Here is a 13,993-nt window from a genome sequence, read left to right on the forward strand (position 1 = left end):
GCCGCGTGCGCGGCTAGGTCGTTCACTTGGGCGCACCCAGTCTGTCGAGCGCGGCGCGCAGCCGTTCCAGCCGGACATGCGGGCCATCCTCGACCCAGCCCGCGCCCGTGTCGAGCACGACGGACCCCGGCGCCAGCAGGGGATCGCCGACCATCTCCACGGCAAAGGTCGCCCCGGACAGGCGAACGATATCGGTCGGGTGGAGGCGCAGGCGCGAGGGCGTGGTTTCTTCCGCAATGGTGGCGGCAACGGAATGGCAGCGTTCGGCCAACGTGTCCGGATTGACCTCGACCTCGCCCACGATCTGGGTGACCAGGCGCAGCACGCTGGCGGACAGCACCGCCGCCAGACCGTCCGCACCACCCGGATTCAGCGCCTGGAGGCTGCTGGCGAGGTGGGCGAGCGCGACCTGTTCATGCTCAAGCTCGGCCAGAGCCAGCCTGCGGCCTTCCTCAAGCCCTTCGGCATAGCCCTGCGCCATCAGCGCCTCGACATCGACAGCCGGCTGCGCGGCGGGCGCGGGTGCGGCAGCGGCGTAAGGAAGCGGCGCTTCCTCGGTTTCGCCGGTGCTCCAACGCGAGAAGCCGGTCGGGTCGCCCACGCCGCGCGGCGCGAAGGTGCGGGCGCTGGGACGGGTCCACACCGGCACCCGCGCCATGTCGGCAAAGGCCGCCGCGCCATCAGACATAATCGTCGTCCTTGCCGCCCAGGTTGATCGTGCCTTCGGCCGCCATGCGGCGCGCGGTACCGAGCATGTCCTTCTGCGCTTCCTGAACCTCCGCCAGGCGCATCGGGCCCTTGTCCGCGATCGCGTCCTGGATCGACTGCGCCGCGCGGCTGGACATGCAGCCGAACATCTTGGTCTTGAGCCGCTCGTCCGCGCCCTTCAGCGCCACCACCAGGATGTCGCTGTCGACCGAGCGGAGCAGGGTGCCCATGCTCTTGTCGTCCAGCGCCATCAGATTGTCGAACACGAACATTTCGTCCTCGATCGACCGGGCCAGCGTCTTGTCGAGCTTTTGCAGCGCCTTGATGATCCGCTGTTCGGCGGTCTTGCGGGTGTTGTTGACGATCTGCGCCGCTTCGCTGGTGCCGCCGCGCTTGGTGGCGCCGCCCGACTTGGCCGGGGCCACGGGACGCAGCAGCAGCTCTTCCAGATCGGCGATCGCCTCAGCCGTCACCGGCCCGAGCGTGGCGACGCGCTGGATCAGGTCCGCCTGCATCTCGTCGGGCATCAATTGCAGCACGTCGGCGGCGATCGGCGGATCGAGGTGCGCCAGCACCAAAGCGACGATCTGCGGATGCTCATTCTCGACCAAGGCGGCAATGGTGCGCGGATCCATCCACTTCAGCGCCTCCAGCCCGTTGGAGCGGGTGGGCGGCGTGATGCGGGCCAACATGCTCTCGGCCCGCTCGTTGCCGAGCGCCTTGTGCATCATGCCGCGGATCTGCTGATCGGAATCGAAGCCGATGGTGGTGCGCTCGCGGGCGCGGACCACGAAGCTGTCGAGCACGCTGTTGACCTGCCGCTCGCTGACGTCAGCCACGCCGAACATGGCCCCGCCGAGATGCTGGACTTCCTGGGGGTCGAGCCGGCCGAGCAGCTGCGCCGCTTCCTCCTCGCCCAGCAGCATCAGCAGGATCGCGGCCGCCTGGCTGCCTTCGGGCACGGCACCGGGCGCGGTCATGGTCATGGTGTCGGCCTCAGCCATTCTGCTCGGCTCCACGGGGCATGTCGGCACGGATCAGGTCGCGGACGACCAGGGCGGCGCGATCGGGATCCTGCCGGACGAAGTTACGGATCAGGGCGGCGCGGTCGGCATAGCCGGGCGCGGCCTCGATCATGTCCAGCGTCACGGGTCGGTCGGGGTTGGCAACGGCATCGCTGACCAAGGCGGCGGCGATCTCGTTGCCGATGCTCGCATCGCGGCTCTCGTCGCGAGCAGGCAGCGCGGCGGCTGCTTCGGCCCCTCCCTTGGCCCCGGCGTTGCGCTTCTTCATCAGCGGACGGACCACGAAGAAGAAGGTCAGCAATGCGATCACCAGGCCGGTGCCGTTGCGGGCGGCCATGCCGACCCACGACGCCTCATACCATTTCGGCGCGTCGGCGGGTGTCGCCTCGATAAACTGGCGCGAGGAGAGGGCGAACTGGTCGCCACGGGCCTGATCGAAACCGACCGCGCCCTTGATCAGCTGCTCCAGCTGGGCAAGCTCAGCCGTGCCGCGCGGCTTGGCGCCCTGCTTCAGCGCCACCGCCACCGACAGCCGCTTGACGGTGCCGGTCGGGTTCTTGGTCACGGACACTTCGCGGCCGAGCTGGAAGGTGCGGTCGAACTGTTCGGACGTCTTGCCCTGGGTCGATGCGGCGGTGGTGCCCGGCTGGGCGCCGTTCGCACCGGGGGTCAGCGTCTGGTTCGGCTGGGTCGACACCTGCGCCGCGGTCGGCGCCTGGTTGGCTATCGCGCCGGGGATGCCGCCGGGCTGCTGGCCGTTGGCGGCGTCATTGGCCCATTCGCCCTTTTCGGCGGCGAGCACGGCCTGATCCTTGGGATAGGATTCCCGCGTCGCCTGCACCTCGGCGAAGTCGAGGTCGGCATGGACTTCGGCGGTGAAGCCGTCCGCGCCCACCAGCGGCGTCAGCAGCTTGGCCAGCGCCTCCTTGTAACGCTGCTCGATCTCGCCCTGCATCTCGATCTGACGATCGCCGGCGGCATCGCCGCCCTTGCGCGACAGGAGCTTGCCGGTCTGGTCGACGACCGAGACATTGTCCGGCGACAGGCCCGGCACCGACGTGGCGACCAGGTTCACGATCGCCTGCACCTGGCCTTCCGACAGAGCGCGGCCGGAGCGCAGGGTGAGCATGACGGAAGCGGAGGCCGGGGCCTGGTCGCGGACGAACACGCTCGGCTGCTCGGCAGCGAGGTGGACCTTGGCGCTGGCGACCGCGTCGATCGCCTCGATGGTGCGGGCCAGGTCTGTCTCGCGCGCGGTGCGCAGCCGTTCGCCCTCGACCGCGCGGCTCGCGCCCATCGGCAGCGACGCGATGACCGAGTCGCCATCCGGCGCGCTCTTGGGAAGGCCCGCCTGGGCGAGCAGCATCTTGGCGCGGTAGAAGTCGGTGTCGGACACGGTCAGCGCGCCGGTGTCGCGGTTGAGCGTGTACTTGATGCCCGACGTGGTGAGCGTGTCGGCCACCGCCGCCTTGTCCTGATCGCTCAGGCCGGCGAACAGATCGCGCTGCGGCCCGGTGGCGAACATGGTCCAGGCGAGCACCGCGATCAGGATCGCGGCGGCGACCCCGATCAGGGGCAGGCTCTTGGCGACCGCCGGCTGGCGGCTGAAGCTCTTCACGCGCTCCAGCACCGCGCCCGTGGGGGCGGCGGGGGTGGAGACGGGAACCGGGAGTGCTGCGTCGCTCATCGATTAAACCGGCATGCTCATGATGTCCTTGTAAGCGGACAGGAGTTTGTTGCGGACCTGAAGGGTCGTCTGAAAACCCATGGAGGCCTGTTCCCGGGCGAGCATCACGGCTGCGATGTCGGTGGTCTCACCCTTCATGTAGGCGTTAGTGGTTAATTCGGCGTTAGCCTGGCTGGCGTTGACGCTGTTCAGCGCGCTCTTCATCGCGCCCGGGAAATTGTCGGTCGCGGGGGCGGCGGGCGTGGCGGCGGCGATCGGCTTGGCGGCGTCGGTCGCGGCTTTTTGCAGGGCGCTGTTCTGCTGGAGAATGGCGCTCCGCATCTGCAGCAGGCTGGCGGGGGTGATGGTGGTCATGGTTCAGTGCGTCCTCACGCCGCCGCCCGCATGCCGGCAAGCCGGTAGCGGAGCGTGCGCTCGCTGATGCCGAGCAGCTGGGCGGTGCGCTGGCGATGTCCGCCGGTTGCGGCAAGGGCGTCCTCGATCGCGTCATATTCGGATTGCCGCGCCGCATCGGCGAGGCGGGTGGCGCCGCCCGCCGGGCTGGCGGCACGGGCGGATTCGGGCACGTAGCGGACGCTCTGCGCGGCGGCGAGCGTGCCGGCTTCGACGGTCAGGTCGCCGGTATCGACCCGGTCGCCCGAGCGCAGCAGCATGGCGCGCTGAAGCACATTTTCCAGCTCGCGGACATTGCCGGGCCAGCCATGGCTCATCAGCCGGTCCAGCGCCGCATTGGTCGGCCACGGGAAGCCGTCTCCCGGCGTCAGGTGGCGCAGCATCAGCGTCGCGCTGATCGCGCGCACGTCCAGCCGGCGTTCGGCCAGCGGCTTCAGCAGCAGCGGCATGACGTTCAGCCGCCAGTAGAGGTCGGCGCGGAAACGGCCCTCGGCCACCTCCGTCGCCAGGTCGCGATTGGCGGCCGCCACGACGCGGACGTTGATCGGCACCGGCTTGGTCGCGCCGATCGGCAGCACTTCGCGCTCCTGCAGCGCGCGGAGCAGCTTGGCCTGGAGCGACAGCGGCATCTCGGCAATTTCGTCCAGCAGCAGGGTGCCGCCATCGGCCGCGCGGAACAGGCCCTCGCCGGCGCCGGCGGCACCGGTGAAGGCGCCCTTCTGGTGGCCGAACAGCATCGCTTCCAGCATCGATTCGGGCAGAGCGGCGCAATTCACCGCCACGAACGGGCCAGCCGCGCGGGTCGAACGGGTGTGGATGAAGCGGGCCAGCCCTTCCTTGCCGGTGCCGGTCTCGCCCAACACCAGCACGGTTGCGTCATGCGCGGCGATGCGGGCAGCGAGCTTCAGGAAGGCGGCGCTTTCCGGTTCGCCGCAGGCCGGGCGACCTTCAGGCCGCACCAGTTCCGCGATCAGGGCATGGGCGAACGCCATGTCCGCGAAGCCGAAAGCGACCTCGGCCGGCAGGCCCTTGGCGGCGGGCGTGAAGGCAGGCTCGCCCTCGCGCACGGTGATCACGATGTCGGTGTGGCGGGCAAAGGCCTTCTCCGCAGCGGAGATGATCCGGATCAGGTCGCGGGGTGCCGCGTCGGCGGCCGCGATACGGCGGACGTCCAGCCCGACCCCGACCAGCCAGGGTGCCAGGGCCGGATCGGCAGATGCCGCGCCTTCGCTCAGTCCGATCTCGCTCATAACCGCTCCCCGAATCCGGCAAGATCTTGCCGTCGATGTGCCGGTTACGCCCCAATTAACTGCGGAAGTCTTAATAGGACGCGCGCGGGTGACGATCGCGCCTACCCGTGATGCACGCCCGTCACGCCCGCTCCCGACGCGCCCGTGCAAGGCCGGCGGCTCGCAGATTTTTCGGTTAAAGCCCGCGCCGTGCCGGCCGTTATGGCTGATCGAGGCGCGAACAGGACGGTGTCCGGATCGCCTGAATTGAGCGTGAAAGGAACATCCAGTGACTGTCATCAACACCAACGTCGCAGCTCTCCGGGCACAGAACGGCACGCGCATGGCCGACAACCAGCTGCAGACCGCGATGGAGCGTCTGTCGAGCGGCAAGCGCATCAACGGCGCGAAGGACGACGCCGCCGGTCTCGCCATCGCCTCCTCCATGACCGCCCAGATCCGCGGCATGAGCCAGGCGGTCCGCAACGCGAATGACGGCATGTCGATGGCGCAGACGGCGGATGGCGCGCTGGAAGAAGTCACCAACATGATGCAGCGCATCCGCGAGCTGGCGGTGCAGGCGTCGAGCGGCACCTATTCCAACGACGATCGCACCAACCTGAACACCGAAGTCACCGCGCTGAAGAATCAGATCACCGCGATCAAGACCAACACCAAGTTCAACGGTGTCGAGCTGTTCACCGGTTCGGGCGGTTCGGGCGGCACGGTCACGATCCAGACCGGCGCCTCGTCGGGCGATACGGTCAGCGTGGATTTCGCGGCACTCGACCTGACCAAGTTGTCGGACGTCGACCTGACCACCGCCACCAAGGCGCAGACGTCGATGGGCAAGGTTGACGACCTGCTGAAGACGGTGGCGACCAAGCGCGCCACGCTGGGTGCGTCGCAGAGCCGGTTGGAGGCGGTGGTGAACAACCTGTCGAGCAACATCACGAACCTGACCGACGCACGGTCGCGGATCGAGGATGCGGATTTCGGCGCGGAGACCACCAACCTCGCCAAGGCGCAGATCGTGGCCCAGGCATCCACCGCGATGCTAGCCCAGGCCAACCAGAGCGCCCAGTACGTGCTCTCGCTGCTCCGTTAAACGTCGGGCGACGGCCTCGACCCAGACGGGCGGACAAGCCCCCGGCGCCTTTTCCCCCCTCGGCGCCGGGGGCTTCTTCTTTTTGCGGGGCCCGCGCTCTAGTATAAGGAGCATGGGCATCCAGCACGGTCACGACCATCCGCACGGCCACGATCACGATCACGGCCATTCCCACGGCCATGGTCATGGCCACGACCATACGGCCGGCGCGACCGCGCGGGCGCTGGTGGTGGCTCTGCTGCTGACGGGCGTGGTGCTGGCGGCCGAGCTGGCCGGCGTGATCCTGTTCAACAGCCTGGCATTGTTATCCGACGCGGCGCACATGATGACGGACGTGGCCGCGCTCGCCATCGCGCTGATGGCGGTCCGCATCGGCGGCAAGCCGGCCGACGACCGCCGCACCTTCGGCTACAAGCGGCTGGAGATATTGGCCGCGACCTTCAACGCATTGCTGCTGGTGGCGGCGGCCATTTACGTCTTCATCGAAGCGATCGGCCGCTTCCGCGCGCCGGAGCCGGTGGCATCGTGGGGCATGTTGTGGGTGGCGGTCGGCGGGCTGGTCGCCAACCTGATCGCGATGCGGGTGCTGATGGCGAGCCGGGGCGAAAGCATGGCTGCGCGCGGCGCCTATCTGGAGGTGTGGGCCGATGCAATCGGGTCGGTCGGCGTGATCGCGGCCGCCTTGCTGATCCGCTACACAGGTGCGCTGTGGCTGGATCCGGTTGCGGCGATCGCTATCGCTTTGTGGGTGCTGCCGAGGACCTGGACGCTGCTGAGCGACACGATCAACGTGCTGCTGGAAGGCGTGCCGCGCGGGATCGACCTGGGCGAGATACGGCGGGTGATCCGCGGAGAGCCGGGCGTGGCCGACGTCCACGACCTGCACGTCTGGTCGATGTCGACCAGCCAGATCAACGGCACGGTGCACATCGCACTCGCGGGTGGCGTGAACGGCGATGCGGTGCGGCGCCGGGTCGCCGGCGTGCTGGAGCAACGCTTCGGCATCGGCCACGCGACCATTCAGGTCGAGCACGAGCCCTGTGGCGGCAGCGGACACATACATCCCTGACACGGCGTTTCGCAACCAGACGGCCGCCGCCGGGCGGGAGCTCAGCTCTTCAGCTTGGTGCGCAGCGAGCGGGCCTCCGCCGCCGACAGCGAGCGGTGAAAGGACAGGCCCTGCGTGTCGCCCTTGACCCACACGATGGTCGCGACGATCGACACGGACTTGATCGTCAGCATGATCTCCTCGCCCTTGGGCAGGTTGACGCTCTGGCAGCGCATAGCCGCGCCGTTGGGCGAGATGTTGGTGATCTCCACCTCGGTCGGCGCCAGGCGGTAGGCGGTGATCACGCCCGCAATGCCGGCCGAATGCCGGGTCTCCGCGCGGCGCTCCGCCGGGTCGATCCTCTTGTGAAGCTCAGCCATCACGAATTGCGCCAGCAGGGTCAGCTGCTTGCGCTCGCTTGGCGCAAGGCCGGTCCGGGGCTGGGGATCGGCGATGTGCAGCGTTCCGATGTTCAACCCGTCCCGCGTGACCAGCGGCGCACCGGCATAGAAGCGCACCTGGCCGTCCTGCACCTGCGGGTAGGCGTGGAAACGCGGATCGGCGGCCGCATCGGGCACCACCAGCACGTCCTTGGACAGGATGGCGTGGGTGGAAAAGGTCTGGTCCCGCCGCGTCTCGGCCGCGCCGGCGCCCGCCCGCGCCTTGCACCATTTCCGCTCTTCATCGACGAAACAGAGCGCGCTGGACTCCGTCAGGAACGCGGCGCGCGCCAGCATCACCGCGTCGTCGAACACCTTCTCCGGCTCCGTATCCAATATTTCATAGCGCCGCAGTTCCGCCAGCCGTGCAATCTCGTTGTCCGGCAACGGGTAGGAAGGTGTAAACAGCATAAACAACCTCTATCGCCAACGCCGCTGCACGCCGGTCGTATCCATCCGATCAATGTCGGGAATGGGCGAAAAGATCCAGATCATCTCCGCGGTAAGGGGCGGGTTAACAGCATTCAAATGTAACCGTTCGATAGCGTAAGCCGCTGCAACGTCGGCGCTATCGCCCGGCGAGGGGCCGGTCCGGTCGGATCAGTCGCCCCATTCCTTCAACGATTGGCGCAGGCGATCCAGCGCCGCTTTCTTGATCTGGCACACGCGCGCCGCGCCCACGCCCAGCACCTGGCCGATCTCGTCCAGGTTCAGTTCCTCCACGAAATACAACTGGAGCACCATTGCCTCCCGCTCGGGCAGGGACGCGATGTTGGCCGCCAATGCCGCGGCCAGCTGTTCGCGTTCCAGCGTCTGGTCGACGCGTTCCTCGACATCGGCGAACCACAGCGACTGGTCGGAATAGACCTCGTCGATCGACTCCTGTCGCGCGGCAATGGCGCTGTCGGCCATTTCCCGAAACTCGGCCGGGCCCATGCCCATGGCGATGGCGACCTCCGCCTCCGCCGGATGGCGGCCGAGTTTCGTTTCCAGCTTCGCCGTGGCCTCGTTGATCGCCTTGCGCTTGGCCATGGCCGACCGGCACAAGGTGGCGTGGCGGCGCAGATGGTCGATCATGTTGCCGCGAATGCGCACGGACGCATAGGTCGAGAAAGCGTGACCGCGATCTTCGTAGCTGTTCGCCGCTTCCACCAGCGCGATCATCCCGATCTGCACCAGATCCTCGACGTCGATCGCGCTGGAGACGCGGCCATGGACGTGCCACGCAATCTTGCGGACCAGGTTCATGTGGCTGCGCGCCAGTGCTTCCGGATCGGGGCGCGCAGGGCGCCGGCGATAGGTCATTGCGCCATCGGCGGGCAGGGTGTCGACGGCCAGGCTCATGCCGACACTCCCGGGTTACGCTGGGGCAGGCTGGGCGAGGGGGCGGGCACAGCGGCATTGCTGCCGATGATCGCCATCACCTCCACCGCCTTGCCGTCGGGGATCTCCAGGAAGGACATGATCGGGGTTTCCGGCAAATGGGGTTTGAGAAGTCGCGCCACCGCGCGCCGCGCCAGCGGCGAGGTGACGAGGGCGAAGCGCGTGGCGGTGGCCAGCAGCGGTCCGGCCGCCTGGTTGACCGCCGCGATCACGCGCTGCGCAAGTGCGGGTTCGAACGGATGCTGGGCATTCTGGCCGACGCGCACCGCCTGGCTGAGCAGGCCCTCCAGCTCCGCGTCGAAGGTGACCACCGGCAACGGCATGCGGACCGGCACGATCGTCTGCACGATCAGCGCGCCGATGCGCTGACGCACCGCTTCGTTCAGCAGCACCGGGTCGACGGTTTCGCGGGCCGCGTCGATCATCGCCTCCGCCACGCGGCGGAAATCCTTCAGCGGCACGCCTTCGGCCAGCAAGGCGCGGCACGATGCGGCCAGCTGCGCCAGGCTGAACGGCGCGGGCGTCAGGCCTGCGACCAGCTGCGGCGCGCTTTCCTTCAGCGCGTCGAGCAGTTTCTGCGCTTCGTCCATGCCGAACAGATCGTGCGCGGACTGGGCGATCAGCTGGTTGAGGTGGGTCGCGATCACGGTCGCGCCATCGACCACCGTATAGCCGGCGACGATCGCGTCCCCGCGCCGTTCCGGGCGGATCCACACGGCGTCCAGCCCGAAGCTGGGGTCGCGGACTGCGCGGCCCTCCACCCGGCTGATCAGCTCGCCGGAATCCAGGGCCAGCAGGTCTTCCGGCCAGCATTCATCCTCGCCCACGACCACGCCCGCCACCGTGATGCGGTAGCTGTTGGGGCCGAGCGAAAGGTTGTCGCGCACCCGCACCAGCGGCACCACGAAGCCGAGTTCGCGGCTGAGCTGGCGGCGGATGCCGGTGATGCGGGCCATCAGCGGCGCGCCCTTGCGCTCGTCCACCAGGCTGATCAGGCCGTAGCCCAGTTCCAGGCTGAGCGCGGCACCGTCCGACACCTCTTCCCAGCCGATGGAGGCGGGGTTGGGCGGCGGCGCTTCGGCCTCGGCGGCGGCGAGCAGGGGCGCGACCTTTTCGGCCTTGCGCAGCTTCCAAGCGATGCTGCCCGCAATGCCCGCGGCCGGCAGCATCATCAAATGCGGCATGCCCGGCAGGATGCCGAGGAAGCCCAAAATGGCGGCCACCGGCGTCCAGGCGCGCGACGATCCGAACTGGGTGGTGATCTGGTTGGACAGGTCAAGCGGGGAGGAGACGCGGGTGACGATGGCGGCGGCTGCGATCGACAGCAGCAAGGCCGGGATCTGCGCCACCAGCGCGTCGCCGATCGCCAGCTGGATATAGGTGGAGGCCGCGTCCGCCATCGACATGCCATGGCTGACCACGCCCAAAACGAGGCCGCCGACGATGTTGATGGCGAGGATCAAGACGCCCGCGACCGCGTCGCCCTTCACGAACTTGGACGCACCGTCCATCGAGCCGTAGAAGTCGGCCTCGGTCGCGACTTCCTGGCGGCGGAGCTTGGCGTCCTCGGGCGAGATCAGGCCGGCATTGAGGTCGGCGTCGATCGCCATCTGCTTGCCCGGCAAGGCGTCCAGGGTGAACCGCGCCGACACTTCGGACACGCGGCCGGCACCCTTGGTGATGACCACCAGGTTGATGATCATCAGGATGCCGAACACGAAGATGCCGACCGCATAATCGCCGCCGATCAGGAAGTGGCCGAACGCCTCGATCACGTGACCCGCCGCCGACGGGCCGGAATGGCCGTCCACCAGCACCACGCGGGTGGAGGCGACGTTCAGCGAAAGGCGGAGCAGGGTGGTGAACAGCAACACGGTCGGGAAGGCCGAGAAGTCGAGCGGCTTCGCGGCGTTCAGCGCCACCATCAGCACGGTCAGGCTGACCATGATGTTGGTGATGAAGCCGACGTCCAGCACGAAGCTGGGCACCGGCACGATCATCAGGCCGACCAGCATCAGGGTGGCGAGCGGCAGGATCGCCCCCTTCACGGAACCGATCCACACACTGCGATTGAGAGCCTTGGTCGCCATTGTCATCCTCGAACGGTCGATGACAGCTAAGCAAGGGGCGTGCCAGTTGGGGAGGTTGCCGGTCAGGCCGACGTCCGGTCAGGCCAGGGTAAATGACTCGGTTACCGAAACCGGCAAGATGATGCCCCCTTTGCCGAACGGCGCGGTAACCATTGCCGGCAAAATCCTGCCGGGCGGCAGGGAGCGTGCCGGCAACGGCAGCCCCATCGGTGATGGTGAAATCCATGCTCCCGTGAAGGCGGGAGCCCGGGAGCAGCAAGTACGTCGCTTCAGATTTTAGGCTCTCGCCTTCGCGGGAGCACAAACGTACCAGTACGGCAGGTCTTACCGCAGCAAACCCGCGCGGCCATAGGCCAGCGCGCGGGGCTGACCGGCGAGCGAGACCAGGCGATCAAGCTGGCGGCGGTTCTTGTCGGCAAGCTGGTTGACCAGCCCGCGTGCCGCCTCGGCGGTCTTCAAAGCATGGACCAGGGCGTCGCGCAGGCCGACACGGTCGTGCCAGGCATCCACGCCCCGCAATGCGTTGACGGCGGCGACAAGCTGGCCGTTGGCGTCGTGCAGGGCATCCACGTCGTTCGCAACCAGCGCCTCCGACAGCGCGGCCTGGGCGTGGATCAGCTGCTGAAGGGCGGCCTCGCTCATGCGCGTTCGGGCAGATCGAGGGCGATCATCCGCTCGGCAATGGCTTGCGGATCGATGGCGTAGGTGCCGTCGGCAATGGCGGCGCGGATCGCGGCCACCTTGCCGGTGTCGACCGGCGCGCCTTGGGCGGCCAGTTCGGCGGCGGGGCTTTTCGGCGTCGTCGCCGCGTGCGTGTCGGCCGTGGCGACCTTCGCCACCGGCTCGCTCCGCGACACCGCGTCGCCGCGCAGTTCGATGACGCGCGAGATGCCCGTCGGCCCCACTGCAGTGATCATCGTTGCATCCTTTTGCATCGCACTCGTCCGGTCCAACACTTGCCTGACCGATATAACGGCGCGACCGCCAATTATTTAAATCCTGGTAATTTGACGAGCCCCGCATCGACAACTTCCGCGAAAATCGGCCCTTTCTGGCTGTCGGTCTTGATGCGGATGCGGGCGCCGGGCGCGCCATCTTCCTGCGCCATCGCGGATACGGAGACGGTGAAACCCGGCGTATCCGCGATCAGGTCGACCGGATCGCCGCGCCGCACGACCGGCTCCGCCCTGATGGGCGCCGCATTGGTCATCGCGGTGGTCATCATGCCCGCCGGCGCGCCCTGCAACCGCATCAGCGGCACGCGGATGCGCCAGCCCGTGGCCGCGCAACGCAGCGCCACCGCGCCCATGGCCGGCGGGTCGATCTGGACGCTGGTGGGGCAGGTCGCCAGCTTCAGCCGGCGGTCGATCGGCGCGGCCGGGCCGCCGGGCTCACCGACGCCGGCACCCAGCGCGTTGATCACGCGGGCTTCCAGCGCGTCGATATTCTGGAACGGCGCGGCCGTCGCCGGCGCGGCAAGAAGGGCGAGCAGGGGCAGGAGGCGGGTCATCATACCCGCATGTTCAGCAAGGATCGTGCCAGCACCTGGCGCCGGCCGATCCTCAGCGCGCGCTGATCTGGATCGTCTGGCCGCCGCCAGTGGCGGGATCAATCGCGATAGCGATCCGGTCCTGCGGGATGCCGGACTGCTGCAACGCGCGCGCCATCGCGGCGGTGCGCGCGGCGGCGAGCTCCCATCCGTCGAAGCGGGCGGCGGCGGGGTCCGTGCCCTTGCTCGACACGATCAGGGCGCCGCCGGGATGATCCTGCACGAAGCTGGTGATCCGGTCGCGCGCCTGGGGTCTCAGGATCGCCTCGCCCGGCTCGAACAAAGCGGGCGCGCGATCCTGGAATGCCACATTGTCCCGCACGCCGAACGCGGTGCGGAAGCCTGCCGACAAACGGGCGGGATCAGGGTTGGCCTGCAACATCACGAAGAAGCCGAGCAGCAGCAGGCACAGATCGGCGAAGCTCAGCGCCCACCGCTGACGCGCCGCCGTCTTCACGACGCCAGCCGCTGTTGGAGGATGTGCTGCGCGCCGCGGGCATGATCCAGTTCGGCGCGGGCGAGGGCGGTGAAGTGGTCCAGCGTCCGCCGCTGCCACGCCAGTTCCGCCTCCGACAATCGCTCCAGCCGATCGGCGACAGGCCCCGCCAGCAGGTTGGCGGCAAGGATGCCCCACAAGGTCGCGACCAAAGCCGTCGCCATCGGTGCGCCGAGCTGCGCGGGATCGTTCATGTGCGCGAACATGCGGATCAGGCCAAGCACGGTCGCCAGCATGCCCATGCCGGGCGCGGCATCCGCCACGTCGCGCCAGAAACGGATCACCATCGCATGGCGACGCGCGCGCGCCTCCAGCGTCTCGCTCGCCCAACGGCCATAGGCTTCGGACGAGGGGGCGTCGGCCAGCCGGCGCACGGCCTCGCGCAGGAAGCGGGCGGTGGTCTGGATGCGATCGACGCAGACGATGCTGCGGGCTTCCGCCATGCGCTCCGCCTGGCCGACTGCGACGATGGCGGCCTGTGCGTCCAGTTCGGGATCGGCGCAGAAGCAGGGGGTAAGTGCGGACATGCCGGCACGCGCGGCGCGCCATCCGCCGCGCAGCACGGCCGCCAGGACGGCGCCGCCCAGCACGATGGAAAGCGCCGCCGGGTCCAGCAGCCGCCCCAGTTGCGCGAAAAGATCCACCCCGACGCTCCTGCAATCCATTCTGGCAAGATCTTGCCGCATCCGGCAATCGGCTGCCGCTTCCGCCTTTTTCGTCGTGCCGGCCGGTGTGCGGAGCGGTGTCCGAACCAATTGGCACGGCCTTTGCACAACATCCGACGACATCGCCGTTCGATGCTGATCACGACCGGCGGCGCAGAAACTTTAGGCTGAA

At 68.4% G+C, this 13,993-nt stretch carries 16 protein-coding genes; 3 read left to right on the forward strand and 13 right to left on the reverse strand.

What is annotated here, in order from left to right:
* Positions 1-22: 22 nt before the first annotated feature.
* The 5 genes from Q0D93_RS00700 to Q0D93_RS00720 are packed head-to-tail and all read right to left on the reverse strand — an operon-like array spanning position 23 to position 5,063.
* On the reverse strand, positions 23-688 hold the full coding sequence (locus tag Q0D93_RS00700) for a hypothetical protein (RefSeq protein ID WP_294389928.1): 666 nt from the start codon (positions 686-688) through the stop codon (positions 23-25).
* Complete coding sequence (gene fliG / locus Q0D93_RS00705) at positions 681-1,712, reverse strand: flagellar motor switch protein FliG (RefSeq protein WP_294389932.1); 1,032 nt, start codon at positions 1,710-1,712, stop codon at positions 681-683. Before fliG ends, Q0D93_RS00700 begins: the two co-directional genes overlap by 8 nt.
* The gene (gene fliF / locus Q0D93_RS00710) at positions 1,705-3,420 is read right to left on the reverse strand and encodes a flagellar basal-body MS-ring/collar protein FliF (protein ID WP_294389934.1); all 1,716 of its coding nucleotides are present in this window, start codon (positions 3,418-3,420) and stop codon (positions 1,705-1,707) included. Before fliF ends, fliG begins: the two co-directional genes overlap by 8 nt.
* A 3-nt stretch (positions 3,421-3,423) precedes the next feature.
* Entirely contained in the window at positions 3,424-3,774 is a 351-nt protein-coding gene (fliE, locus tag Q0D93_RS00715; protein WP_294389938.1) for a flagellar hook-basal body complex protein FliE, read from the reverse strand.
* A 14-nt stretch (positions 3,775-3,788) separates the two neighbouring features.
* Positions 3,789-5,063: a sigma-54 dependent transcriptional regulator gene (locus tag Q0D93_RS00720; protein ID WP_294389942.1), complete on the reverse strand. Its 1,275-nt coding sequence runs from the start codon at positions 5,061-5,063 to the stop codon at positions 3,789-3,791.
* 268 nt (positions 5,064-5,331) lie between these two features.
* Between Q0D93_RS00720 and Q0D93_RS00725 the strand changes: the two genes are divergently transcribed.
* Positions 5,332-6,150 carry a flagellin gene (locus Q0D93_RS00725; protein ID WP_294389945.1) on the forward strand — a complete coding sequence of 273 codons (819 nt, stop codon included), beginning with the start codon at positions 5,332-5,334 and terminating at the stop codon, positions 6,148-6,150.
* Between the two features lie 112 nt (positions 6,151-6,262).
* Complete coding sequence (locus Q0D93_RS00730) at positions 6,263-7,219, forward strand: cation diffusion facilitator family transporter (protein WP_294389948.1); 957 nt, start codon at positions 6,263-6,265, stop codon at positions 7,217-7,219.
* A gap of 41 nt (positions 7,220-7,260) precedes the next feature.
* On the opposite strand, the gene Q0D93_RS00735 is transcribed toward Q0D93_RS00730, so the two are convergent.
* From Q0D93_RS00735 to flhA, 3 genes are all read right to left on the reverse strand, one after another.
* Positions 7,261-8,049, reverse strand: a complete 789-nt coding sequence (locus Q0D93_RS00735; protein WP_294389951.1) for a GAF domain-containing protein — start codon at positions 8,047-8,049, stop codon at positions 7,261-7,263.
* A 189-nt stretch (positions 8,050-8,238) separates the two neighbouring features.
* On the reverse strand, positions 8,239-8,943 hold the full coding sequence (locus Q0D93_RS00740; RefSeq protein ID WP_294390639.1) for a FliA/WhiG family RNA polymerase sigma factor: 705 nt from the start codon (positions 8,941-8,943) through the stop codon (positions 8,239-8,241).
* 35 nt (positions 8,944-8,978) lie between these two features.
* On the reverse strand, positions 8,979-11,111 hold the full coding sequence (gene flhA, locus Q0D93_RS00745) for a flagellar biosynthesis protein FlhA (protein ID WP_294389953.1): 2,133 nt from the start codon (positions 11,109-11,111) through the stop codon (positions 8,979-8,981).
* Here flhA and Q0D93_RS00750 point away from each other — a divergent pair.
* Entirely contained in the window at positions 11,101-11,391 is a 291-nt protein-coding gene (locus Q0D93_RS00750; protein WP_294389956.1) for a hypothetical protein, read from the forward strand. The two genes, flhA and Q0D93_RS00750, sit on opposite strands and share 11 nt — an antisense overlap.
* Before the next feature lie 44 nt (positions 11,392-11,435).
* On the opposite strand, the gene Q0D93_RS00755 is transcribed toward Q0D93_RS00750, so the two are convergent.
* The 5 genes from Q0D93_RS00755 to Q0D93_RS00775 form a co-directional block, all read right to left on the reverse strand.
* Positions 11,436-11,753, reverse strand: a complete 318-nt coding sequence (locus tag Q0D93_RS00755; RefSeq protein ID WP_294389959.1) for a hypothetical protein — start codon at positions 11,751-11,753, stop codon at positions 11,436-11,438.
* Positions 11,750-12,028, reverse strand: a complete 279-nt coding sequence (gene flgM / locus Q0D93_RS00760) for a flagellar biosynthesis anti-sigma factor FlgM (RefSeq protein WP_294389963.1) — start codon at positions 12,026-12,028, stop codon at positions 11,750-11,752. The genes Q0D93_RS00755 and flgM overlap by 4 nt, the downstream gene beginning before the upstream one ends.
* Positions 12,029-12,099: 71 nt before the next feature.
* Positions 12,100-12,624 (reverse strand): flagella basal body P-ring formation protein FlgA, encoded by a 525-nt coding sequence (locus Q0D93_RS00765; RefSeq protein WP_294389967.1) that lies wholly within the window; start codon positions 12,622-12,624, stop codon positions 12,100-12,102.
* Between the two features lie 49 nt (positions 12,625-12,673).
* The gene (locus Q0D93_RS00770) at positions 12,674-13,117 is read right to left on the reverse strand and encodes a flagellar motor protein MotB (RefSeq protein ID WP_294389970.1); all 444 of its coding nucleotides are present in this window, start codon (positions 13,115-13,117) and stop codon (positions 12,674-12,676) included.
* On the reverse strand, positions 13,114-13,800 hold the full coding sequence (locus tag Q0D93_RS00775) for a MotA/TolQ/ExbB proton channel family protein (RefSeq protein WP_294389973.1): 687 nt from the start codon (positions 13,798-13,800) through the stop codon (positions 13,114-13,116). The genes Q0D93_RS00770 and Q0D93_RS00775 overlap by 4 nt, the downstream gene beginning before the upstream one ends.
* Between the last annotated feature and the right edge of the window lie 193 nt (positions 13,801-13,993).

The sequence above is a fragment of the uncultured Sphingomonas sp. genome (assembly GCF_934560975.1).
In the GTDB taxonomy this organism is placed as follows: domain Bacteria; phylum Pseudomonadota; class Alphaproteobacteria; order Sphingomonadales; family Sphingomonadaceae; genus Sphingomonas_I.

Coding starts and splice junctions, on each gene's coding strand:
- Q0D93_RS00700 (WP_294389928.1), bottom strand. CDS start 688: ATGTCTGATGGCGCGGCGGCCTTTGCCGACATGGCGCGGGTGCCGGTG.
- fliG (WP_294389932.1), bottom strand. CDS start 1,712: ATGGCTGAGGCCGACACCATGACCATGACCGCGCCCGGTGCCGTGCCC.
- fliF (WP_294389934.1), bottom strand. CDS start 3,420: ATGAGCGACGCAGCACTCCCGGTTCCCGTCTCCACCCCCGCCGCCCCC.
- fliE (WP_294389938.1), bottom strand. CDS start 3,774: ATGACCACCATCACCCCCGCCAGCCTGCTGCAGATGCGGAGCGCCATT.
- Q0D93_RS00720 (WP_294389942.1), bottom strand. CDS start 5,063: ATGAGCGAGATCGGACTGAGCGAAGGCGCGGCATCTGCCGATCCGGCC.
- Q0D93_RS00730 (WP_294389948.1), top strand. CDS start 6,263: ATGGGCATCCAGCACGGTCACGACCATCCGCACGGCCACGATCACGAT.
- Q0D93_RS00735 (WP_294389951.1), bottom strand. CDS start 8,049: ATGCTGTTTACACCTTCCTACCCGTTGCCGGACAACGAGATTGCACGG.
- Q0D93_RS00740 (WP_294390639.1), bottom strand. CDS start 8,943: ATGACCTATCGCCGGCGCCCTGCGCGCCCCGATCCGGAAGCACTGGCG.
- flhA (WP_294389953.1), bottom strand. CDS start 11,111: ATGGCGACCAAGGCTCTCAATCGCAGTGTGTGGATCGGTTCCGTGAAG.
- Q0D93_RS00755 (WP_294389959.1), bottom strand. CDS start 11,753: ATGAGCGAGGCCGCCCTTCAGCAGCTGATCCACGCCCAGGCCGCGCTG.
- flgM (WP_294389963.1), bottom strand. CDS start 12,028: ATGATCACTGCAGTGGGGCCGACGGGCATCTCGCGCGTCATCGAACTG.
- Q0D93_RS00765 (WP_294389967.1), bottom strand. CDS start 12,624: ATGATGACCCGCCTCCTGCCCCTGCTCGCCCTTCTTGCCGCGCCGGCG.